Here is a 21,084-nt window from a genome sequence, read left to right as displayed (position 1 = left end):
CCCCCATGGAACTCACCACCGTCTGGTTCCTGCTCATCGCCGTCCTGTGGATCGGCTACTTCGTCCTGGAGGGCTTCGACTTCGGCGTCGGCATCCTGCTGCCGCTCGTCAGCAGGGACGAGAGCGACCGCAGGACCGTACTGGCCACCATCGGCCCCGTCTGGGACGGCAACGAGGTCTGGCTGCTGGTCGCCGGCGGCGCCACCTTCGCGGCCTTCCCCGAGTGGTACGCCACCCTGTTCAGCGGTTTCTACCTGCCGCTCTTCCTCATCCTCGTCGCGCTCATCCTGCGCGGCGTGGCCATCGAGTACCGCAACAAGAGCGACGGCACCCGGGGCTGGGACCGCTCCCTGTTCATCGGCTCGCTGGCGCCGGCCCTGCTGTGGGGTGTGGCGTTCGCCAACATCGTCCGCGGCGTGCCGCTCGACGCCGACCACGAGTACACCGGCTCGCTGCTCACCCTGCTCAACCCCTACGCCCTGCTGGGCGGCCTGGCCACGCTGACGCTGTTCACCCTGCACGGCGCGCTCTTCCTGGCGCTGCGCACCGAGGGCGAGCTGCGCACCCGGGCGGTGGGCTGGGTCAAGAGAGCCGGCGCGGCCGCGCTGGCCTCCGGCGGAGCCTTCCTGGTGATCACCCAGATCACGGTGGGCAAACCGGCCACCTGGGCCACCGCCGTGCTGGCCGCGCTCGGCGTCGCCGGTGCGCTCCTGGCCACCCTGCGCGGCCGGGACGGCTGGGCGTTCACCGCGAACGCGGTGGCGATCCTCGCGGTGACCGTCACCCTCTTCGGGAACCTGTGGCCGAACGTGATGCCCGCGCTCGACCCGGCCAACAGCCTGACCGTCGCCAACGCCGCCTCCTCGCCCTACACGCTCACGGTGATGAGCTGGGTGGCGGCCGTCTTCACCCCCGTGGTCCTGGCCTACCAGGGCTGGACGTACTGGGTGTTCCGCAAGCGCCTGACCACGGGGGCGTAGACCCCGCGGCGGCCCCGCGACCGGTTGCGAAGGTCCCTGCCGACGAGGGACCTTCGGCGCTTATCCCGCCGGATCCGCCCGGGGATGCTGGAAGCAGGGAGGCCGACGGGAGGACGCCGGCCGGGAACGGGATGCGAGGTGCGGAGATGAACGTCCACCCGGCGAGGAGCACGACGCCCGAGGAGACCGCCTTCGCGCTCCGCACGGCGGTGGAGGCCGCCGTGCAGGCGCCGTCGGTGCACAACACCCAGCCGTGGGCCTTCACGATCGAGGGCGGGGAGATCCGGCTGGACGCCGACTCCGGCAGGAGGCTGCGGGTCGGCGATCCGGCCGGTCGCGAACTCCTGATCAGCTGCGGCGCCGCCCTGCTGAACGCGCGGCTCGCCCTGCTCAAGCTCGGCTACGAGCCGCGGGTGCGGGTGCTGCCCGATCCGGACCGCCCCGCCCTGCTGGCGACGATCCGGATCGACGGGGAGGCTCCCCCCGACGAGCACACCCGCCTGCTGCACGCCCAGATCGAGCGCCGCCGCACCCACCGGGCGGGCTTCACCGACCTGCCGGTGCCGGAGCGCCTGGTCGAGGCGCTCGTCGCGCAGGCGTCGGCCGAAGGGGCGCGCCTGACCCCCGTCCGGTCGGAGGCCGCGGTCCGGGTGCTCGCCGCGCTGACCGGCGCCGCGCAGGACGTGCAGTCGCAGGACCGGGTCTTCGGCCTGGAGGTGGTCCGCTGGGCCCGCCCGCCCGGCAGCCCCCGCGGGGACGGCGTCCCGGCGCAGGCCTACCCCCGTGAGGTGAGGACCGATCCCCCCTTCGCCCAGCGGGACTACGCCCGGGGCCACTCCTGGGGCCACGCCGCCGACCAGTTCGCCGCCACCTCCGCCGGGGTGGTGGCGGTGCTGACCACCTCCGGTGACTCCCGCGAGGAGTGGCTCGCCGCGGGCCAGGCGCTGCAGCGCGTCCTGCTGCACGCCTTCGCCTACGGGATCAGCGCGGCGTTCCACAGCCAGGCGCTGGAGATGTTCCACCTGCGGGAGTTCCTCCGGCAGGAGATCTGCTCGGGGGAGTACCCGCAGATGATCATGCGGTTGGGCTTCACCTTCGACGACACGCCGGGCGTCCGGCGGCCGGTCTCCGAGGTGCTGGAGGAGCGCTGAGCGTCCGGTCCGGACAGGAGGCCCGATGGGCCCGGCGCCCGTACGGCGCCCGCGGGCGCCCGTACCGCGCACGCGCGCGGAGCGGTTCCCCGGAGCTCCGCGCCGGGCCGCCCGGGCCGCCGGGCCGTCCGGGCGGCTCAGTCCCGGGCGTGCTCCCAGTAGGGGTCGCGGTAGAGCACCACGGTGGTGCCGCGCAGCAGCTCGTCCGGGGCCGAGACCAGCACCAGCTCGCCCGCCGCCTCCAGGCTCCGCAGGACGTCGCGCACGCGGGGACCGACCGGCAGCCGGCCCACCGGCAGGCCCAGGGCGTCCCGGACGGCGTCGGCGACCTGGGAGAGGCGGAACGGCCCGGGCAGCAGGGCGATCAGCGCGCGGACGACGTCGACGGTGATCACCGTCTCGGCCTCGGCGTAGGCGAGCTGCCACTGCAGTTGCGCCCTGCGCCGCCCGCTCCCGGCGCAGGAGGTGCAGGGCTGGGCGTAGTCGGGCACGACCTGCTCGGTCCCGGAGCCCAGGCAGGTGGTGCACTGGTCGGTCTCCATCGCGTGCAGCTCGGCCGCCGTCCGGTCGCCCAGCTGCTTGCCGCACAGGCAGAGATAGACCCGGAAACCGCCGCCGACCACGGCGAGGTCGTCGGCGTCGTCGGGGATCTCCTCCCACAGTGCGGTGATCGTGTGTTTTCTCATGGTCTCCGCGACTCTACCGACCCGCCCGGGACGGGGCCGCCGGAGGAGGCCTCCGGGGGCCGGTTATCGCTACTTTAGGGGGCATGACGACATATCGCGGGAGCGTTCAGCGGGTGCTGCGGTGGCCGGTGAAGTCGCTGCGGGGCGAGGAGATCGAGCAGGCGCGGCTCGACGAGCGGGGGATGGCCGGAGACCGGGCCTACGCGCTGGTCGACGAGCGCGACCACCACGCCGGCAGGGTGCTGACCGTGCGGCAGCGCGCGGAGATGCTCCACTGGCGCAGCGGCTACCCGGGGGAGGACCGTACGGGAGAGGGGACGCCGACGCTGACGGCGCCGGACGGCTCCGAGTGGAAGTGGGACGACCCCGGGCTGGCCGGTGCGCTGGCGGAGTCGCTGGGGACGCCGCTGCGCCTGCGGGCCGCCGACGGCCAGCAGGACCGGGGGCCCACCGTGCTGGTGACGACCGAGGCGTCCCGGGCCGCGCTGGAGGAGGAGCTGGGGGCGCCGGTGGACCTGCGCAGGTTCCGGCCGAACCTCCACCTCCTCCTGGACGCGCCCGCCTTCGCGGAGGAGGAGTGGACGGCCGGCACCGTGATCACCGTCGGGGACGCGGAGCTGGCGGTGGAGGGGACCGTGGCGGGACCGTGCATCAGGTGCGCGGTGCCGAGCTGGGACCCCGACGGGCGGGAGCGCTGGCCGCGGCTGCAGAAATGGATCATCGAGCGGCACGCCAACAAATTCGGAGTGATCATGACGGTGGCCCGTCCCGGCACCGTCCGCAGGGGCGACCCGGTGGCGGCCGCCCCGGCGACCGGAGCGTAGCCGGGGGACGGGTACGGACCCCGCCGCCCGGAGGGGAGGGCGGGGCGCGATGCCGGATGCGGGAGGCCCGGGACGGGCTCCCGGGTGAGGAGGAGACGGAGATGTCAGTGCTCGTGGCGTTCAGCGTGACGCCGATCGGAGCCGGCGAGGACGTCGGCGAGACCGTCGCCGAGGCCGTCCGGGTGGTGCGGGCCTCCGGCCTGCCGAACCGGACCGACGCGATGTTCACGACGATCGAGGGCGATGACTTCGACCAGGTCATGGGTGTCGTCAAGGACGCCGTGGCGGCGGTCGAGGCCCGGTGCGGGCGGGTCAGCCTGGTGCTGAAGGCCGACATCCGCGCGGGCGCGGGCGGCCGCATGGACGCCAAGGTCGCCACCGTGGAGCGGCATCTGGCCTGACCGCGAGGCGCGCGGCGGCCCGCGGGCCGGGGAACACCGGAGGCCGGTGATCAGTTGAACCGTCTGGGTCGACGCGCGAGGAGAGTGTGCCGCATGGCGGGAAGAGGATCGGTCGGACGACTGGTCGCGGGCGGGCTGGCGCTGGCCGCGGCCGGGTGGGCGCTGCGGGACGTCCCGGCGGAGCTGGGCGGCAGGGCCGCCGGCGAGCGGCTGGCGCGCGTGCTCCGGTCGCCGCAGTTCCGTGACGGGGCCTTCCGCAACTCCGTGCCGGCGGACCTGGTCCCGCCGAGCAGCGCGCCGGCGATCCTCGCCCGGATGCTCCTCGACCGGGACGGCCGTCGGCCGGCGGGACCCGTCCCGCTGGTGGGCTCCCCGGCCACGCCGCCGTCCGAGACCGGCCTGAGCGTCGTCTGGTACGGCCACGCGACCACGCTGGTGGAGATCGAGGGACGGCGGGTGCTGTTCGACCCGGTGTGGCGCGAGCGCGCCTCCCCCGTCCCGATGGCCGGCCCGCGGCGGCTGCACCCGCCACCGGTCCCGCTGGCGGGCCTTCCGGCGCTCGACGCGGTCGCGATCTCACACGACCACTACGACCACCTCGACCGGGCGACGGTGCGCGCGCTCACCGCGACGCAGACCGCCCCGTTCCTGGTCCCGCTGGGGATCGGCGCCCACCTGGAGCGCTGGGGCGTGCCCCCCGCCCGGATCGTCGAGCTCGGCTGGGAGGAGGAGGCGATCGTCGCGGGCCTGAGGTTCACCTCCACCGCGGCCCGCCACTTCTCCGGCCGCACCCTGCGCCGCAACGACACCCTGTGGGGCTCCTGGGTGGTCGCGAGCGCGCAGCGGCGGGTGTTCTACGCCGGCGACTCCGGCTACTTCGACGGCTACGCCCGGATCGGCGCCGCGCACGGGCCCTTCGACCTGACGCTCATGCCGATCGGCGCCTACAGCCCCAGCTGGCCCGACATCCACATGGACCCCGAGCAGGCGGTCGCCGCCCACCTGGACCTGGGCGGCGAGCTGCTCCTTCCCGTGCACTGGGCGACGTTCAGCCTCGCTCTGCACCCCTGGGCCGAGCCCGTCGACCGGTTGTGGCACGAGGCCAAGGCCCGTGACGTACGGCTCGCGATCCCCCGGCCGGGCGACCGGATCGACGCCGACGACGCGCCGCAGATCGACCCCTGGTGGGAGCTGCTCGGCGAGATGTAGAACCTTTGCATCATGCGCCCGTTATGTCGGTTTTTTTAGGGTATGGCGCCTCCGGGTCCGGCGAGCCGTGGCGGGGCCCTCGCTCAGCGCGACCGCCGCACGTGGACCGCGAGTGTGAGGGGGTGGGACGCGTGACCTCCGTTCCCCTGCCGCCCGACGAGGAGGAGCGCCTCGCCGAGCTGGCCGAGCTGCAGTCGCTGCGGACCGTGCCCGAACCCGACTTCTCCGCCATCGCCGAGCTGGCCGCGACCGTCTGCCAGACGCCGATCGCCCTCGTCACCCTGGTCGGCGCCGACGGCCAGGAGTACAAGGGCCGGGTCGGCGTCACCGCGACCCACGGCTCCAGAGAGGCGACGGCGTGCGCGTACGTCATCTGCGGCCGCCGGGTGCTGGAGATCCCCGACGCGCTGGCCGACCCGCGCTTCCGCGAGAACCCCTGGGTGACCGGGCCGCCGTACGTGCGCTTCTACGCGGGCGCGCCCATCGTCAGCAGCCACGACCACGCCCTGGGCGCGGTGGCGGTGATGGACCACGTGCCGCGCACGCTGAGCCCGCCCCAGCGGCAGGCGCTGGTCACCCTGGGAGCCAGTACCGCCGGGCTGCTGGAGGCCCACCACTACACCCAGCGGGCCGACGAGATCATCCACCGGCTGCGCGACGTGGAGGAGCTGAAGAACCAGTTCCTGCGCACCGTCAACCACGAGCTGCGCACCCCGCTGACCTCGATCGGCAGCTACCTGCAGCTCATCCAGGACGGTGATCTGGACGAGGTGACCGAGCAGAGGTTCCTGCGCGTCATCGAGCGCAACAGCCACCGCATCCTGCGGCTGATCGACGAGCTGCTGCTGATCGCCAGCCTCAACGCCCGCACCGTCTCCCACCGCCCGGCGCGGACGGACCTGGTCGCCCTCGCCCGCCGTACGGTCGACCGGTTCACCCCCGACGCCCGCACCGGCCAGCTGGACATCCGCCTGCACGCGCCGGAGCACGTGATGGTGTGGGCCGACGCCGGCCGCCTGGAGCACGCGCTGGACCAGGTGGTGGACAACGCCGTCAAGTTCACCCCGCCCGGCGGGAACGTGGACGTCACCGTCATCGCCGGTCCCGTCCCGGCGGTGGAGGTGCGCGACAGCGGCATCGGCATCGACCCCGCCGACATCGACCACGTCCTGAAGGACTTCTACCGCGCCCCCGGCGCCGAGGAGCGGGCGATCGGCGGCACCGGGGTGGGCCTGGCCATCACCGACAAGATCGTCACGATGCACGGCGGCGAGGTGCGCATCAGCAGCAGGCCCGGCCACGGCACCTGCGTGCGCATCACGCTGCCCGCCGCGACCGGCGGCCCGGTGCCGGTGGGCTGACCGCGGGGTCCGCGCCGGGACGCGGCGCCGGCCCCGCGGTCGGCCCCGGGAAGGCCGGGCTCCGGCGGGATCGGCTCCGGGAGGACCCGGCTCCGGCCGCCAGGCGGGTGCGGACGGCCAGGTCGTGCAGGACGCCGTCCGCGGTGGCGGTCTCCGACCGCCAGGCGGGGAGCGTCGCGGTCACAGCAGGGCCTTCCGCACGGCGGTCAGGTAGTCGTCGACGGCGCTGCGGTCGGGGAGTCCGGGCAGGGCGCTCCGGTCGCCGAGGGCGGTGAAGGCGGCGCCCAGCTCCGCACGCCAGCGTTCCACCTCCGGCCACGGGATCTCGCCCCGGCGCAGCGCCAGCAGCCGGTCGCGGTGGGCGTCCATCCGCACCAGCGGCTCACCCTCGCGGACCAGGTGCAACCCGCTGATCATCAACCTGATCATGTGCATCGCCTGCTTCCACTTCGGCCGGGCGGGATCGAGCCTGCGGAACTGGGCGTCGGCGTAGCCGGTGAACGTCCGGCAGGCGCGCCGGGACAGGAACGCCCGCCGCAGCTCCAGCAGGTCGCGGCCCGCCGGGGCGCAGTGCTCGACGATCGGCGACCACAGGCATTCCAGGACCGTAGGGTTGGCCTCCAGCGCCAGCACGCAGAACCGCTCGACCTCCCAGGAGAACTGCTCGGGCAGCGGTCCCTCGACGTGGGTCGGGGGTTTGTCCAGCCGCCAGAACAGCGGGGTCGGCGCGGCGAAGACGCCGCGCCGGTCCACGTCGGACTCCTCGGTCTCCAGCCCGTACGCGCGGGAGCCGACCACCACCGACAGCACCAGATGATCCGGGACGAACCGCATGCTCACCGTCCCAGCCTGCCAGAGGGGGCGCGGCTCCCCGTACGGGGTTCCGGAACGCGCGGCTCAGCCGGTCCCGAACGGGTTGTTGACGGCGTAGCGCCACACCCCGTCCGGACCCCGACGGGCGACGTCGGCCGCGGTCCCCTGAAGGCGGACCTCCTCGCCGTTGCCCGCCGTGCCCTGGACGGACCAGTCGACGATGAGCAGGGCGACGTCGCCTGCGACGTAGGCGTGCCGCAGCCGGGCGTCGATCGGGAGGCCGAGCCCGAGGAGGTGCCGGTCGGCGGCGGCCCGTGCCTCGCCCGTGACGGGATGCCCCGGTCCGGGGACGAGCACGCCCGGGTCGTCGTAGAGCCGGTCGAGGTGCTCCGCGTCGCCGGAGTTGAATGCTTCGGCGAACGCCGCGGGAAGTTGCGCGGCGTCTCCGGGGAGGATCGCACGCGAGGTGCCGTCGTCATGAGTCGTCATGACATACGCATCGTACCACATTGATGATCTTCAGGGTGGGAGCCGCTCCAACGCGCGCCGCCGGCGCCCTGGGAGGGGGCGGGCCACCGGGCGGTCGCTCTCGATCTCCCGTACCCCTCACCCCCCGCCCGGCCGGTGCGCCGCCGTGGAGGACGCACCGGCCGGGGTCGCGGCGGGCCGGGTGACCGGGGGCCGGTGGAGTACCCTCAGTCCTTCACCGCGCCGCCCAGCCCGGCGACCAGCCGCCGCTGCACGGCGACGAAGAAGACCAGGACCGGGACGGTCATCAGCGTCGACGCAGCCATGATCCCGCCCCAGTCGTTCTCATCGGGTTTGAAGAAGACGAGCAGCGCCGCGGGCAGGGTCTGGTTGTGGGTGGCCGAGATGATGAAGGTCCGGGCGAAGATGAAGTCGTTCCAGGCGGTGATGAAGGAGAACACACTGGTCGCGACGAGGCCGGGGGCGACCAGCGGGAAGATGATCCGCCACAGGACGACCGCCCGGCCCGCTCCGTCGATCATCGCCGCCTCCTCGATCGCCTCCGGCACCGCGGCGACGAAGCCCCGCATCATCCAGATCGCGAACGGCAGCGAGAAGGCGAGGTGGACCAGGACGAGCGAGCCCAGGGTGTTGAGCCCCACGCCGGGCACCACTCCGCCCAGATCCCGGACCAGGAAGAACAGCGGGATGGTGAGCGCCTCGACCGGGACCATCTGCGCCACCAGGAACATGATCAGTACGCTCGTGCGGAACCTGAACCGGAACCGGGTCACCGCGAAGGCCGCCAGGAACGCCACCACCGCGGAGAGCACGACGACCGAGAGCGCGACGGCCGCGCTGTTGAGGAGGTACCGGCCGAAGTTCTCGGCGCCGAGCACCCGCCGGAAGTGCTCCAGCGTGGGCGCCAGGGTCCACGGGCGGGCCTGGAGCGACTGGATCTCACCGGCCGGTTTCACCGCGGAGAGGACCATCCAGTAGATCGGGAAGAGCGTCACGGCGGCGGCGGCCACCGCCACCGCGTTCGCCACGAGCCGGGACCTGTTCACAGGCTCTCCCCCCTGCGGTGCAGCGCGCGGATGTAGAGCAGGGTGACCGCGAGCAGGATCAGCGTCATGACCATGCCGATCGCCGAGCCGAGGCCGTACTCGGAGGATCCGAAGGCGGTCTGGTAGGCGTACACGTTGAGCACAGAGTTCTGCCCCGCGATGCCTCCGCCGTTGGTCATCACGTAGATCTGGGTGAATATCTTGAAGTCCCAGATGATCGACTGGATGACCACGATCGTGATCAGCGGCCGCAGGATCGGTACGAGGACCTTCCAGAACGACTGCCACGCCGAGGCCCCGTCCAGCGCGGCGGCCTCGATGACCGAGGCGGGGACCGCCTGGATCCCGGCGTACAGCGTCACCATGACGAACGGGAAGGAGTGCCAGACCACGGTGGCGCCGACCACCCCGAACGCGACCCACCGGTCGTAGAACCAGTTGAAGCCCTCGATGCCCAGCACCTGGTTGACCAGGCCGAGGTCGGCGTCGAACAGGAACATCCAGACCGTGGAGCCGGTCATCGCCGGGGCCGCCCACGCCGCCATCGCCGCCAGGGAGAGCAGCAGGCGCGGCACCCGCCCCGCCCTGGACAGCACCACGGCCAGCGTCGCTCCGACGGCCAGCGTGGCGGCCACGAGCGCCGCCGCGAAGGCCACGGTCTGCCCGAGGACCGACCAGAAACGCTGGTCGCCCAGGAGGGTCGCGTAGTTGCCGAGCCCGACGAAGGTCGTCGGCTCCCCGCCGCTGACCTGGGCCTGCCGGTAGTCGAACACCGACAGCAGGCCCAGCATGTAGATCGGATAGCCGAGCAGCGGGAGCAGTACCGCCGCCGCGGGCAGCAGGTAGAGCCAGGGCCGCAGCCCGTCCCTGCGGCGGGGGCGGGGTCCCGTCCGGCGGGCCCGGGACTGCGGGCCCGCCGGGGTGGTGGCGAGCGTGGTCATGACCGGCCGAAGGCGGCGTTCACCGCCGCGGCGGCCTCGGTGGTGGCCTGCTCCACCGTGGCCTGCCCGGTCGCGACCTTCTGCAGCATGGTCGGGATGACCTTCTGGTTGTCGATCTTCACCCAGGCCGGGTCGACGGGTACGAAGCGGGTGCCGGCGGCGACCGTGTCGAGGAACGGCTTGAGGAAGGGGTCCCTGGCCGCCAGTTCCCGCCTGGCCGAGGTGAGCGTGGGCAGGTTGCCCATCGCCTCGTACATCTTGACCTGGTAGGTCTTGCCCGCGAGCAGCTGGACGAACTGTACGGCCAGCGTGCGGTGCCCGCTGCTGCGCATCACGCCGAGGTTGTTGCCGCCGGCGAACGCGGGGGCGGGCGTGCCCGCCGTGGATCCCGGGAGCGGCACCACGGCGTACTTGCCCGCCGCCGGTCCCGCGTCCACCGCGGACCGGCTGAAGTTGCCCAGGATGCCCATGGCGGCCTTGCCGCTCGCGAACAGCTCGACGGTCTTGCCGCCGGTCAGCGCGGCGCACGCCTGCGGCGGGCAGACGTCGTCGCTCAGCAGGTCGGTGTAGGCCTTGACGCCCTTGCGGGACTCGGGGCTGTCGAGCCTCTCGATGTCGCCGCCCGCGTCCCAGACGAACGGCAGCGCACCGAAGGTGTACTCGCCGCCGACCGCGATGCCGTACAGGTCGGGCTTCTTCGCGCGGACGGCGCGGGCGGTGGCGGCCAGCTCCTCCAGGGTGGCGGGCGCCTTCAAGCCGAGCTCGTCGAAGACGTCGGTCCGGTAGTAGAGCGCGCGGACGCCGATGTACCACGGCACGCCGTACAGCCTGCCGCCCGCGGTGGCCGACTTCAGCAGGTCGGCGTTGATCTCCTTGCCCTCGGCCCAGGCCCCGACGTCGGCGCCGAGGTCGGCGAAGCCGCCCGCGGCGGCGTACTCGGCGAGGTCGGTGTTGCCGTACTCGGCGACGTCGGGCGCGCTGGCGGGGTCGTTGAACGCGCCCTTGAACTTCTCGTGCCTGGCCGGGGAGGTCGGGATGTAGGAGACCTCGACCTTCACGTCCGGGTGGGCGGCGGTGAACTCCCTGACCGCCTCGGCGACGACCTTCTCCTTGGGGGCGCGGTTCGGCTCGTCGAAGAGCCACACCCGCACGGTCCCGGTCCTGTCGTCCCCGCCGGCCGACGACGGCGCGGTGGACGGTGCGCAGGCGGCAAGGGCCAGCAGGGTCAGCCCGGCGGCATACGACTTCAGGATCTTTACGCGTTTCATGGTGTTCGTTCCTTCTCGTACGGCTGGCTCAGTCTGGTCAGTTCGTTGACAACTCGTCAATATGCTGAACAGAATTTCTATAAAGAAGGTGGCCGGGGGCGGCGGTCCGGCGATGGACCTGAGAAGCTGTCACCAGCACCGGTCCGAGAAGGAGTCCCATGCCCACCCCTCCCGCGCCCGAGACCTCGGCGGCCCGAGATCTCGCCGATCTCGAACCGATCCTGCGGCCGATCATGAAGGCCGTCGCGGCCGCGGTCGGCCCGCACTGCGAGGTCGTCCTGCACGATCTCTCGGGCGACGGCATGGAGCACACCATCGCCGCGATCGAGAACGGGCACGTGACCGGGCGCGCCGTCGGCGGGCCCTCGACCAACCTGGGCCTGGAGATGCGCCGGCAGGAGGCCGAGGACCATGACGAGTACGGCTACCGCGGACGTACCGCTGACGGCCGCGAGCTCCGCTCATCCTCGGTCTACCTGCGCGACCCCGACGGCCGGGTCATCGCCGCCCTGTGCGTCAACGTCGACATGACCCCGCTGCAGGCCGCCCGGGCCAGCCTCGACGAGGTGCTCAAGAGCACCGGGGCGGCCCCCGACCGCGACGAGATCTTCGCCGGTGACATCAACGAGGTCCTGGACAACCTGATCGAGACCGCCATCGCCAACACCGGTAAAGCCGTGGCCCTCATGGATCGGGAACACAAGATCGAGGTCCTCCGGTTCCTCGACCGGAAGGGCGCGTTCTTCGTCAAACGTGCCGTCGACCGGGTGGCCCGGCGGCTCGGGGTCTCCCGCGTCACCGCCTACAACTATCTCGACCAGATCCGGGCGGGGACCGGCTGACCGCCGGCCGGGGAAGGGCAAACGGACGGCCACGCCGGGAGAAGGAGCGCCATCCGGGAAAGGGCGCCCGGGACCCGCCGGCCGCTCACGCGCCGATCGGGCCCGGACGCCCTGTCCGCTCCTCCTTCTCCGGGGTGCCTTCCCGCAGGATCAGGCGCCGGAGCCGTGCTCACGCGCCTGCGGGCTCGCGGTCCCAGCGCACCACCACGGCGCCACCGCTCTCCGAGCCGACCGAGACCCTGCCGTCCGGAAACTCGGCGGCGGCCCATCCCTCATGCGCGAGGTCGTAAGTCGCCCAGACCATGCCCACCTTCTGATAGCGCATTTCTGTGAAAGGCCGCCGAAACGTCAGCCCCCGCCGCGCCAGTACAAGCCCGTGACCAGGAGGGCTTTGCCGTCCTCAACTCGGATCCCCACCGGGTGCTCAGGATGGTCCTTCACAAAGGACTCCGGAGCCGGGCAGTCGTCGTATCCGCCGGCGAGGTAGGCCTGTCCGTAGGTGTCTGCTCCACCTCGCCCGGAGAGGGCAGGCTCATTCCGCTTGACCTGCAGAAACAGGATCACGCGAAGGCCGGTTCATACACCAACGTGTTTGCTAGGGAGGAAGGAGGTCGAGGTCTGCAGCCTCGGCATGCTGACCCCGATAGAGTTCGAGAACACGACCATCGTGGCATGAGGATCCAGAAACGCGACTCCACAGGACCCGGGGCAGAGCAGGGCCTCCACGAAACCCGGATCGGTTCAGTACGCCGCCCCGGCGCCGGCCTTGCGGTGGCGTCCTCGGCGCTGCCACGCGGTTCTTCGGGCGGGGCGCCGACGGCATCGGCCATCGGCCGGGCGCGCATGCGCCGCTCAGTAGCGCCAGCGGCTGCGCGCGACGACCTCGTCGGCGCTCACGCCGTCGAACAGGGCGATCTCGCCGCGCCGTACCGCCGCGACGGTGTCCACGACCTCGGGCCCGAGCGCCGCGCCCAGGACCGGGTCGGTCTCGAACGCGGCGACGGCCTCGGCCAGCGAACCCGGTAGCGCCGCGATCCTCCTCCTGCGCCGGGCCTGGCCGTCCAGGTCGGCGGGATCGGACTCGACCGGCTCGGGCAGGCGCGCCCCGTCGGCGATGCCCGCCCGTCCGGCGGCCAGCAACGCGGCCAGCAGCAGATACGGGTTGGCCGCCAGGTCGACGCACTTGACCTCCAGGTTGGCGGCCCGGTCCCGCTCTCCGGACGATCCGGTGACCAACCGCAGCGCCGCCTCCCGGTTCTCCCTGCCCCAGCAGGCGAACGCGCCGGCCCAGCGCGAGGGCACCAGCCGCAGGTAGCTGGCGACCGCCGGCGCGCCGACCGCGAGCAGGGCGGGCAGCCGCGCCAGGATCCCGGCGGCGAACCCCTCGCCCTCGCGCGTCAGCCCGCAGGGGCCGGGACCGCCGGACATCAGGGACACGCCGTCGCGCCACAGACTCAGATGCACATGGCCGCCGTTGCCGACCTCGCCAGCGAGCACCTGCGGTGCGAAGGTGGCGCGCATCCCGGCGCGCGCGGTGACGGCGCGGACGGTCTCGCGCACCAGCACGGCGCGGTCGGCCGCGCCGACCGGGTGCGCCGCGGCGGCGGAGACCTCGTACTGGCCGGGGGCGTATTCGGGGTGTACCTGCTCGACCGCGACCCCTTGGGCGGCCAGGGCGGAGAGGATCTGTCGCAGATAGCCGGCGAGTGCGGTGAGCCGGGCCATGCCGTAGGCGGGCCCCTGGCCGGCGGGGACGAAGTCGTCGCCGGTGCCGGTCGAGGCGCACCATTCGATCTCGAACGCCGCGCGCACCGTGTAACCGTCGTGGGCCAGCCGGCCGGTCTCGCGTCGGGCGAGCAGGCGCCCGTCCAGCGGGTGCGGCGCGCCGTCCTGGTCGTAGCGGTCGGCCGGTGCCCAGGCCCAGCCGGGAAGCGCGGCCAGCCGGGTGAGCGGGCCGAGGTCGGGGAGCAGCCGCAGGTCCCCGACCGGGCCTCCGGCGTAGCGGCCGCGGACGGCCGAGTCGTCGAGGAGGAACGTGTCGAACACCGGCGAGGCGCCGATGCCCCAGGCGGCGGCGTGCTCCAGGCGGGCCAGGGGCACCGCCTTGACGCGGGTGATGCCGCTGGTGTCCACCCAGGTCACCGCGACAGCCTGGATTCCGGTGGCCAGGCCCGCGGCAGCTGTGCGGGCCTGTTCGGCGCGGCGGGCCCGCTCGGGGGCGCTCAGCGGCCCGGCCGGCGACTCGGTCGGCGGCTGGGGTGTCGGTGGTATCGGCGCGGCCTCCACGACTCCAGCCTAAAGACCGGGCGCCCGGCGCTCTCCGGCCGGTGCTGCCCGCCGAAAGGGCTCGCGGCACGAGCGCTCCTCGGCCGCCGACCGCCCTCTGGGGAGGCGTGGAGGGTGGGTGGTACGTGGCCACACCCGGCCATCACCGGGCCGCGGCATTGCCCGCACCGCAGCGGGATGGGAATGTCGGGGTTGCGGCACAACGTCACCGGGAGATCACCATGAGCCAGGGCACGCACGGCACCGCAGATCCCAAACAGGTCCGGATGGCCGCCGTGCAGGCGGCCCTGGACCAGACCCCGATGACCACCGCGCGATTGTGGAACCCGTGGCCGCAGGTCGTCGACGACAGCCTCGACATCACCACCCTGCAGGCTCCGGCCCGGCGGGGCGAGGTCCCCGACATCATCGCCGACGGCATGACGTTCGCCACGCTCAAGCCGGTGCACCGCGCGCCTTTGGGGCAGGCCGCGGGGCTGGACGGGCCGGTGACCGAGGCCACGTTCGACCAGGCCCGCGCGGAGCTGAAGCGCAGGTACGTGGCCGCCGGGCGGGCCAAGTACCGCACGCTCGCCGACGGCAACTGCACGCTGCTGGCCTGCTGCGTCATCGGGATGCTCGCCGACCGGCCCGAGCTGCTGGGCCCCGGCGTCACGGTGGAGCTGGTCAACATCGTCGACACCACCGGCGGCCACGGCCACGCCTACGTGGTCATCGGACGCGCCGTGGGGGATGTGGGCAAGGTCGGCGGGTACGGGCCCGGCTGCTTCTTCGTCGACCCGTGGTACGCCCGCCAGCAGGCCGCCCCGCCGGGTACCCGCGCCGTCAAGGACGCCACCTCGATCTACGGCGACGGAACGAGCCCGTTCTGGGACCTGGACTTCATCGCCTTCATCGACGACGACACCACGCCCGTGGTCCGGCTCACCTTCACCAGCGACGAACTCGCCCAGCTCGGCACCTGACCACCCCGGCCTCCCCGCACCGGCCGCAGAAGGCGGGTGCCGGCCGCTTGCGGGGAGGCCGGGAGCAGACCCGTTTCCTTCCGGACCGGTCGGCGGCCGCCACGGGGGGAAGGCGGACGGCGGCCACCGGACCGATGCGTGGGAATCCGGAGGAAGCAAGGCGCCCATGGCCATGGGTGTGGTGCGGCCAGCGGCCGCGCCACGGGTGCCCGGTAGCGGTACGGCGCACCGCCGGGCGGCGCTCACCGCGCTGTACGTCACCGCGGTGCCCATCGGCCGGATGGATCTTGATCGGCGGGACGGCACCAGATCCGGCGTTCCCCCGGTAGGGCGAGAAGCGCCGCTACACCCGGCCCGGAATGCCGTCTCGAAGGCAACGACCGGGGCCGAAGTGCAGTAGTGCTTGGGGTCGGTCCGCCGAAGCCCGGGGCGGGAGGTCTTCCGGTGGCGGAGGGGTGAACCCGTCCGGGATATCGAAGTCCCAGTACTCGCTGGTCATCGAGACGAGCCCGTAAAGGGCGCGCTGGCTGCGCAGCGTGGCGGCATGGGAGCGGACGCGCCGCACGCGGTCGTCTGCGGTGAGCCAGACCTCCCAGGTCATCCGGTCGGCGCCGTACAGTCGCAGGTACTGATACAGGTCAGCGGCTACCGGATCCTCATCGTGGCGCGGTCGCAGCAGGAAGGTGTAGTGACGCAGTTCCTCCCCGTCCTGGTCTTCCCGGGCGAAGGACCGCATCTGCCCGCTGCGCTGAATCAGGGCGCTGGTCGGGCCCCACCCGCGATGGGTGTGTCCCGGCAGGCTTCTAGCCCAGATCCATCGCTTGCCGGTCTTGCGCTGCTCGGCCTCCGACAGCCGGTGGTAGATCTCAGAACCGATCCGCAGCATGCGCACCGGCCCGTCTCCCGTCGTCATCACGCCGATCTCGAGGTCATCGGCGATGTTCGCGACGCCCTGGGTACGGATCACGGTGTCGCCGTTGTGGCCGTCCAGCACAGTGGTGTGCGATGTCCGGGCGGTGCGGGGCTCCCACCGGCCGGCCAGGAAATCCACGGGCGGGCCGACCGGTGAGCGGTCTGCGGTCAGCAGTCGGCGAAGTCGCACCATGCGCCGCAGCATATGCCCAATAGGGAAGATAGCGGGCGTCTCTTCCCGGTGAGCACATTGACGCGATCTGATCTGTCAACGCTCCCGCAATTTTGGTTCTGGCACGAATTCCGTGATCTTCCAGCGGTCTCCGAGATGCCCTGTTGACCATGATGTGTGACGGTCTCGGAGTTGCTCTCGGTCCTGTTCCCCCACCTGGCTCGTCTGGACATCGACCAGGTGCACCGATCTGGGAGATCGGTACGGATCCGGGCCCGAACACGCACGTCACAGGCGGCCTGCCCAGGATGCGGAACGATCTCCGCCCGGGTGCACAGCAGCTATGAGCGGCGCCTGTGCGACACCGCCGTCAGTGGTCAGGAGATCATCGTCCATCTGCGCGTTCTACGGTTCCGGTGCGGCAACGACGACTGCACCAAGAAGACCTTCGCCGAGCAGGTGCCCGGGCTGACCATCCGCTACGGTCGCCACAGCGTCCACCTCCGCCAGGTACTGCAGATGATCGCCCTGGCCCTGGGCGGACGAGCCGGCGCCCGCCTGGCCCACCGACTCGCCACCGCGGTGAGCCGGATGACGCTGATCCGGCTGATCCGCTCCCTGCCCGACCCGCGGCCGGCTTCTGCGCCCCAGGTGCTGGGCGTGGACGACTTCGCGCTGCGGCGCGGCCACACCTACGGCACGATCCTCATCGACATCACCACCAGCCGGCCCCTCGACGTGCTGTTCGACCGGTCCGCCGATTCGCTGGCCGCCTGGCTGCGCGCCCATCCCGGCATCGAGGTCGTCTGCCGGGACCGGGCCGGTTACTACGCCGAGGGAACCAGCCGCGGCGCGCCCGAGGCCATCCAGGTCGCCGACCGCTGGCACCTGTGGCGCAATCTCAGCGAGGCCGTCGAGCGCACCGTCACCAAACACCGCTCCCACCTGCGCGACCTGGTACCCGCCAGCAGGCAGGCCGACGTGCCCGCATCGCGTCCGGCCGCCACGGCCCCCAACCCCAACCCCGAACCCGACGCGGACGGCGTGCGCTCCGGTCTGCTGGCCGATCGGACTCGTCAGCGGCACGCCGCCGTCCACCACCTGCTCTCCCAGGGCCGCGATCTCCGAGCGATCGCGCGAGAGCTCGCCCTGGCCCGCAACACCGTCCGCCGCTTCGCCCGCGCCGCCGCCCCCGAAGACCTCCTGGTGCGCAACGGCACCGGCAAACGCCTCAAGAACCTGGAGCCGTTCGCCCCCCACCTGCGGCAGCGCTGGGCGGAAGGCTGCACCAACGCCGAACAGCTCTACCAGGAGATCACCGCGATGGGCTACCGCGGCAAAAGCACCGCCCTGCGCGCGTACGTGCGACCGTGGAGGTCGCAGACTACGATCAGCCCACCGCCGCGGCCGCAACCGCCGAGCGTCCGCACGGCCACCGGCTGGTTCCTGCGCCACCCCGACAGCCTGGACGCCGACGAGCGGCGGCAGTTCGACGCCCTCACCGATGCCTGCCCGCCTCTGGCCTCCGTCCGCGACCACGTCCGCGGCTTCGCCGACATGATGCTGCAGCTGCGCGGCGAGCACCTGGAGCAGTGGATGAACGACGTCCGGGCCGACGACCTGCCCGAACTGCGCTCCTTCGTCACCGGCCTGCACCGTGACTTCGACGCGGCCAGGGCCGGGCTCAGCCTGCCCTACAGCTCCGGGAAGGTCGAAGGCCACGTGAACCGCATCAAGATGATCAAGAGGCAGATGTACGGCCGGGCCAACCCCGATCTCCTGCGCAAACGCATCCTGCTGGCCGATTGAAGAGGGTCAGCTCACGAAATTCGCGCCAAGGCCGGAGCCCGGAGCCATCCTGAGCATGTTCAACCCTCGATGGTAATGCCCATCGCACCCGCCAGGCTGTAGACCAGCCCCTGAGCGTCCCGGCTCGTGATGGTCGCACCTTTGAGGCTGGTGACGCCGTTGATCCTCACCAGGGCGCAGTCGGTGAACCGCACACCTTCCATCTGGGCGTTGGAGAACTGCGCTCCCGTCAGCTCGCAGCGCTCGAAGCGCGCACCCCGAAGGTCGGCGTTCTGGAAGTTGGCCTCCAGCATGGTGCAGTCGCGGAAGACGACGTTCTTGAAGGTGGAGAAGCGGAAACCCGCCAGGTCCATCCGGCAGGCGTCGAACACCACGTCCCGGAACACGCATTCCGACCAGGACATGCCGGTCAGCCTGCTGGCCGACACCCGGGTCCGCTGCATCACCGAGGCTCCGGCCGCCATGTTCGACAGGTCGCACCGCTCCATCTCCACGTCGCAGAAACCTGCCCGGCGCAGCTCCATGCCGGAGAGCCGCGCATCAGTGAAGCGGCATCCTTCGAAGTCGACCGCGTCCGCGCGGTGAGACGCCATGTCTGTGCCCGTGAACTCCAGGGACCGGTACATGCCGTCGTCTTCGGGTCCGTGCTCGGGAAGCTCGGCGGGGTTGAGCGGCGTGGGCAGCTTGGGCGCGAGCGGTTCTTTCAGCCTGGGTGGGTGGGCAGAGGAGGCAGGAGAAGGCATGAGCAGAGCGTAGTCCCGGCAGCGGGAGTAGACCGCTGGGGAAGGATCACGGAATTGATGCTGTTGGTGATCTCGGTGTTCAGGCGGGTGGGTGCGGAGGCAAGCGCTTGCATAACCGCTGGAAGGCGGTGAGAGACCGACTTGCTCTCGATGGGCCGGCCAGATCATATTGAGTGAGCCGGATGATGTTGGTTCCGGCGGCGGTCAAGACGTGCTGAACGTGGGTCTTGGCCAGGCCGAGGTAGCGGCAGTGGCGCAACCCGTGAGCGCGGACGGTCTCCGAGACGGTGGCCTCGCATCCGGCGCGGATGGCGTATCGCGCCCGCCACTGCCCGGTCTGCTGCTCGGCCCGAGCCCTGGTCTGGATCTCTTGCTGGGGCCGGGGCAGCAGCGTGACGTGGCGGCCTTTGCCGTCGATGTTGCCGGTGCAGGCCAGGCGGTCGGCGCAGGCCCGGCACGCCTGGCGGGGAAACAGCACCGAAAAGCGCGGACGGCCGTCATCGAACGTCGGCTTCCAGGGCGGGCTGGTCACGCCGCGCGGGCAGGTGAGGGTGTGAGCGCGCCAGTCGATGTGGAAGTCCTGCTTGGCGAAGCCCGGACGGGCCCGAGGATCCGAGCGGACCGGTCCGAGCAGGCTGATGCCCCACCGCACTGCGGCATGGTGGATGACGTCGGGGGTGATGTAGCCGGTGTCGACCACGTGCTCGGCCGGGGTCAGGCCTTGAGCGCTCAGCGCCGCGTGGATGGCGTCCAGGGCGTCGATGTCCTGTTCGGGTGCGGGCCGGGTCGCCACGTGCACGATGACGTTCGGGCCGCCCGCGTCGCAGATCTCGCTTTGGTGATCGCGGTAGCCGATCCATTCGGCCTTCCCGGCTTTCTGGCAGTACCGGGCCTCGGCGTCATGCGGGGTGACGATCTCCATTCCCGACCACGGTACCCGGGCCGAGGCAGGGTCCGGTCGCCCGCCGGTGGCCGGGGCGGTGGTTGATCTGCGCGTCTTGGTGCGGCGGCTCTGCCGGTCCCGGGTGGATTTGGGCCCGCGCCAGGCCAGCGCGCCGTCGGTGTCGGTCCAGTACTGCTGAACCCATACCCGCCGCAGGATCTGGACCTTCGGCAGGCGGCGTAATCGCGGTGGAGCGGCGGCGGCGTACACCGCATTCAAGATCGCTATTCCGTCCTGGCCGATCTGCAGGGTGTAGGCGGCCAGTTCATCCTTGCTGCGGGGCAGCCGTTCATAGCGGATCGGACGGGCATACCGCTGCGCCCACTGCGGTGTGATCAGATCGGCCAGCCAGGCGTCGTCGGTGGCAGCCAGCTCCTCCAGGGCGGCTCGCAGCGTCTCGCCCACCAGCTCCACCCGGTTCAGCCGGCGCACCGCAGCCAGTACATGGGTGGAATCGGTGCGCACCCGTCCTCTCCGGTTGACCAGACCGGCCGCCGCCAGCCGGTCGACCATCACCGCCAGCAGCCGATCGGCCCGGTCCCCGTCGGCCATCCGGTCACGGAACTCGCTGAGCACCGAGTGGTCGAAGCCGGTATCGGTCAGCTCCAGTCCCAGGCAGTATTTCCAGTCGATCCGGCAGCGCACGGCCACCGCGGCCTGGCGATCGGTCAGGTTCTCGGCGTACTGCAGCACCGACACCAGCGCCAGCATCGCCGGCGGCAGCCCTCGGCGCCCATCGGCGGGGTACCAATCGGCGAAGTCGTCATCGGTGAACAGTCCTTCCAGCCGGTCCCGGATCCACATCGCCGGCGTGCCCTTGGGGTTGCTCGCCCATGCCACGCGCACCGTCTGCGCCGGGATCATCCGTCCCGGGTCTCGTCCCATCGACATCGCCGTCTCACTTCTCGCCCGCCCGCTCGTCCTCTTCAGCGAAACACGACATCAAGGTCATGTCGCCAGCGAAGTAAAGATCACCAACAGCATCCGGAATTCGTGCCAGAACCAGTTTTCAGGAAGCAGCGACACTGATCCGCCATCGGGGACGGTACGTTCGGCCACGACGGCCTGTCGAAGGCCATCGCTAAGAACGAGGGGCCATCCCCCGCGCGGGGTGAGGTGAACGACCAGCAGAGCGATCAGCTCAAGCAGCCGTCCGGCTCCTTGGAAGAAGAACGGCGTGCCTGCCTACGCTGCACTGTCCTACGATGCGGGCGAAATGGTGGATTCCCGACGGATACCGGGT

At 71.8% G+C, this 21,084-nt stretch carries 20 protein-coding genes; 9 read left to right on the top strand and 11 right to left on the bottom strand.

Features of this window, described 5'->3' with window-relative positions:
- The first annotated feature begins 5 nt into the window (after positions 1 to 5).
- Together cydB and HS048_RS21800 are read left to right on the top strand one after the other, a co-directional pair.
- Positions 6 to 980 (top strand): cytochrome d ubiquinol oxidase subunit II, encoded by a 975-nt coding sequence (cydB, locus tag HS048_RS21805; protein ID WP_196468479.1) that lies wholly within the window; start codon positions 6 to 8, stop codon positions 978 to 980.
- 146 nt (positions 981 to 1,126) lie between these two features.
- Positions 1,127 to 2,131 (top strand): nitroreductase family protein, encoded by a 1,005-nt coding sequence (locus HS048_RS21800; RefSeq protein ID WP_068897178.1) that lies wholly within the window; start codon positions 1,127 to 1,129, stop codon positions 2,129 to 2,131.
- Positions 2,132 to 2,268: 137 nt separating this feature from the next.
- Here HS048_RS21800 and HS048_RS21795 read toward each other — a convergent pair whose 3' ends face one another.
- The gene (locus HS048_RS21795; protein ID WP_196468478.1) at positions 2,269 to 2,817 is read right to left on the bottom strand and encodes a hypothetical protein; all 549 of its coding nucleotides are present in this window, start codon (positions 2,815 to 2,817) and stop codon (positions 2,269 to 2,271) included.
- 83 nt (positions 2,818 to 2,900) lie between these two features.
- Here HS048_RS21795 and HS048_RS21790 point away from each other — a divergent pair, with 83 nt between their 5' ends.
- The 4 genes from HS048_RS21790 (at position 2,901) to HS048_RS21775 (ending at position 6,612) form a co-directional block, all read left to right on the top strand.
- Positions 2,901 to 3,641 (top strand): MOSC domain-containing protein, encoded by a 741-nt coding sequence (locus tag HS048_RS21790; protein ID WP_196468477.1) that lies wholly within the window; start codon positions 2,901 to 2,903, stop codon positions 3,639 to 3,641.
- Between the two features lie 107 nt (positions 3,642 to 3,748).
- Positions 3,749 to 4,042, top strand: coding sequence for an MTH1187 family thiamine-binding protein (locus tag HS048_RS21785; RefSeq protein WP_196469439.1), 294 nt, complete (start codon positions 3,749 to 3,751; stop codon positions 4,040 to 4,042).
- 93 nt (positions 4,043 to 4,135) lie between these two features.
- Positions 4,136 to 5,251 carry an MBL fold metallo-hydrolase gene (locus HS048_RS21780; protein ID WP_196468476.1) on the top strand — a complete coding sequence of 372 codons (1,116 nt, stop codon included), beginning with the start codon at positions 4,136 to 4,138 and terminating at the stop codon, positions 5,249 to 5,251.
- A 131-nt stretch (positions 5,252 to 5,382) separates the two neighbouring features.
- A complete protein-coding gene (locus HS048_RS21775; RefSeq protein WP_196468475.1) occupies positions 5,383 to 6,612 on the top strand; it encodes a cell wall metabolism sensor histidine kinase WalK in 1,230 nt (409 codons plus the stop codon).
- A gap of 180 nt (positions 6,613 to 6,792) precedes the next feature.
- Here HS048_RS21775 and HS048_RS21770 read toward each other — a convergent pair whose 3' ends face one another.
- The 5 genes from HS048_RS21770 to HS048_RS21750 all read right to left on the bottom strand — a co-directional run bounded on the left by HS048_RS21770 (position 6,793) and on the right by HS048_RS21750 (position 11,169).
- Positions 6,793 to 7,446 carry a DNA polymerase beta superfamily protein gene (locus HS048_RS21770; RefSeq protein WP_230882016.1) on the bottom strand — a complete coding sequence of 218 codons (654 nt, stop codon included), beginning with the start codon at positions 7,444 to 7,446 and terminating at the stop codon, positions 6,793 to 6,795.
- Between the two features lie 63 nt (positions 7,447 to 7,509).
- The gene (locus HS048_RS21765; protein ID WP_196468473.1) at positions 7,510 to 7,914 is read right to left on the bottom strand and encodes a DUF4440 domain-containing protein; all 405 of its coding nucleotides are present in this window, start codon (positions 7,912 to 7,914) and stop codon (positions 7,510 to 7,512) included.
- A gap of 206 nt (positions 7,915 to 8,120) precedes the next feature.
- On the bottom strand, positions 8,121 to 8,960 hold the full coding sequence (locus HS048_RS21760) for a carbohydrate ABC transporter permease (protein WP_068897170.1): 840 nt from the start codon (positions 8,958 to 8,960) through the stop codon (positions 8,121 to 8,123).
- On the bottom strand, positions 8,957 to 9,901 hold the full coding sequence (locus HS048_RS21755; protein ID WP_068897169.1) for a carbohydrate ABC transporter permease: 945 nt from the start codon (positions 9,899 to 9,901) through the stop codon (positions 8,957 to 8,959). The genes HS048_RS21760 and HS048_RS21755 overlap by 4 nt, the downstream gene beginning before the upstream one ends.
- Positions 9,898 to 11,169: an extracellular solute-binding protein gene (locus HS048_RS21750; protein ID WP_196468472.1), complete on the bottom strand. Its 1,272-nt coding sequence runs from the start codon at positions 11,167 to 11,169 to the stop codon at positions 9,898 to 9,900. The genes HS048_RS21755 and HS048_RS21750 overlap by 4 nt, the downstream gene beginning before the upstream one ends.
- 158 nt (positions 11,170 to 11,327) lie before the next feature.
- Between HS048_RS21750 and HS048_RS21745 the strand changes: the two genes are divergently transcribed.
- Entirely contained in the window at positions 11,328 to 12,011 is a 684-nt protein-coding gene (locus tag HS048_RS21745; protein WP_084008309.1) for a transcriptional regulator, read from the top strand.
- Between the two features lie 169 nt (positions 12,012 to 12,180).
- Here HS048_RS21745 and HS048_RS38235 read toward each other — a convergent pair whose 3' ends face one another.
- Positions 12,181 to 12,315, bottom strand: a complete 135-nt coding sequence (locus HS048_RS38235) for a hypothetical protein (RefSeq protein ID WP_255529725.1) — start codon at positions 12,313 to 12,315, stop codon at positions 12,181 to 12,183.
- Between the two features lie 548 nt (positions 12,316 to 12,863).
- Positions 12,864 to 14,297: a glutamine synthetase family protein gene (locus HS048_RS21740; RefSeq protein ID WP_307832584.1), complete on the bottom strand. Its 1,434-nt coding sequence runs from the start codon at positions 14,295 to 14,297 to the stop codon at positions 12,864 to 12,866.
- A gap of 221 nt (positions 14,298 to 14,518) precedes the next feature.
- On the opposite strand from HS048_RS21740, the gene HS048_RS21735 reads away from it, so the two are divergent.
- The gene (locus HS048_RS21735; protein WP_196468471.1) at positions 14,519 to 15,262 is read left to right on the top strand and encodes a hypothetical protein; all 744 of its coding nucleotides are present in this window, start codon (positions 14,519 to 14,521) and stop codon (positions 15,260 to 15,262) included.
- 343 nt (positions 15,263 to 15,605) lie between these two features.
- On the opposite strand, the gene HS048_RS21730 is transcribed toward HS048_RS21735, so the two are convergent.
- Positions 15,606 to 16,367, bottom strand: a complete 762-nt coding sequence (locus HS048_RS21730) for a hypothetical protein (protein WP_196468470.1) — start codon at positions 16,365 to 16,367, stop codon at positions 15,606 to 15,608.
- A gap of 156 nt (positions 16,368 to 16,523) precedes the next feature.
- On the opposite strand from HS048_RS21730, the gene HS048_RS21725 reads away from it, so the two are divergent.
- Positions 16,524 to 18,155: an ISL3 family transposase gene (locus HS048_RS21725; protein ID WP_307832583.1), complete on the top strand. Its 1,632-nt coding sequence runs from the start codon at positions 16,524 to 16,526 to the stop codon at positions 18,153 to 18,155.
- Between the two features lie 59 nt (positions 18,156 to 18,214).
- Here the strand turns inward: HS048_RS21725 and HS048_RS21720 are convergent, their stop codons facing one another.
- Positions 18,215 to 18,898 (bottom strand): pentapeptide repeat-containing protein, encoded by a 684-nt coding sequence (locus HS048_RS21720; RefSeq protein ID WP_196468468.1) that lies wholly within the window; start codon positions 18,896 to 18,898, stop codon positions 18,215 to 18,217.
- A gap of 79 nt (positions 18,899 to 18,977) precedes the next feature.
- On the bottom strand, positions 18,978 to 20,732 hold the full coding sequence (locus HS048_RS21715) for an IS1182 family transposase (protein ID WP_230880883.1): 1,755 nt from the start codon (positions 20,730 to 20,732) through the stop codon (positions 18,978 to 18,980).
- Positions 20,733 to 21,084 lie beyond the last annotated feature (352 nt).

It is taken from the genome of Planomonospora sp. ID91781 (genome assembly GCF_015711595.1).
Classification (GTDB): Bacteria; Actinomycetota; Actinomycetes; order Streptosporangiales; family Streptosporangiaceae; genus Planomonospora; species Planomonospora parontospora.
The sequence above is the reverse complement of the archived record's forward strand: the minus strand, read 5'-3'. Positions and strand labels throughout refer to the sequence as shown.

Bases quoted from the DNA above. Each gene is read 5' to 3' on its own strand.
- cydB (WP_196468479.1), top strand. From the start codon at position 6: ATGGAACTCACCACCGTCTGGTTCCTGCTCATCGCCGTCCTGTGGATC.
- HS048_RS21800 (WP_068897178.1), top strand. From the start codon at position 1,127: ATGAACGTCCACCCGGCGAGGAGCACGACGCCCGAGGAGACCGCCTTC.
- HS048_RS21795 (WP_196468478.1), bottom strand. From the start codon at position 2,817: ATGAGAAAACACACGATCACCGCACTGTGGGAGGAGATCCCCGACGAC.
- HS048_RS21790 (WP_196468477.1), top strand. From the start codon at position 2,901: ATGACGACATATCGCGGGAGCGTTCAGCGGGTGCTGCGGTGGCCGGTG.
- HS048_RS21780 (WP_196468476.1), top strand. From the start codon at position 4,136: ATGGCGGGAAGAGGATCGGTCGGACGACTGGTCGCGGGCGGGCTGGCG.
- HS048_RS21770 (WP_230882016.1), bottom strand. From the start codon at position 7,446: ATGCGGTTCGTCCCGGATCATCTGGTGCTGTCGGTGGTGGTCGGCTCC.
- HS048_RS21765 (WP_196468473.1), bottom strand. From the start codon at position 7,914: ATGACGACTCATGACGACGGCACCTCGCGTGCGATCCTCCCCGGAGAC.
- HS048_RS21755 (WP_068897169.1), bottom strand. From the start codon at position 9,901: ATGACCACGCTCGCCACCACCCCGGCGGGCCCGCAGTCCCGGGCCCGC.
- HS048_RS21750 (WP_196468472.1), bottom strand. From the start codon at position 11,169: ATGAAACGCGTAAAGATCCTGAAGTCGTATGCCGCCGGGCTGACCCTG.
- HS048_RS21745 (WP_084008309.1), top strand. From the start codon at position 11,328: ATGCCCACCCCTCCCGCGCCCGAGACCTCGGCGGCCCGAGATCTCGCC.
- HS048_RS38235 (WP_255529725.1), bottom strand. From the start codon at position 12,315: ATGGTCTGGGCGACTTACGACCTCGCGCATGAGGGATGGGCCGCCGCC.
- HS048_RS21735 (WP_196468471.1), top strand. From the start codon at position 14,519: ATGAGCCAGGGCACGCACGGCACCGCAGATCCCAAACAGGTCCGGATG.
- HS048_RS21730 (WP_196468470.1), bottom strand. From the start codon at position 16,367: ATGGTGCGACTTCGCCGACTGCTGACCGCAGACCGCTCACCGGTCGGC.
- HS048_RS21720 (WP_196468468.1), bottom strand. From the start codon at position 18,898: ATGCCTTCTCCTGCCTCCTCTGCCCACCCACCCAGGCTGAAAGAACCG.
- HS048_RS21715 (WP_230880883.1), bottom strand. From the start codon at position 20,732: ATGTCGATGGGACGAGACCCGGGACGGATGATCCCGGCGCAGACGGTG.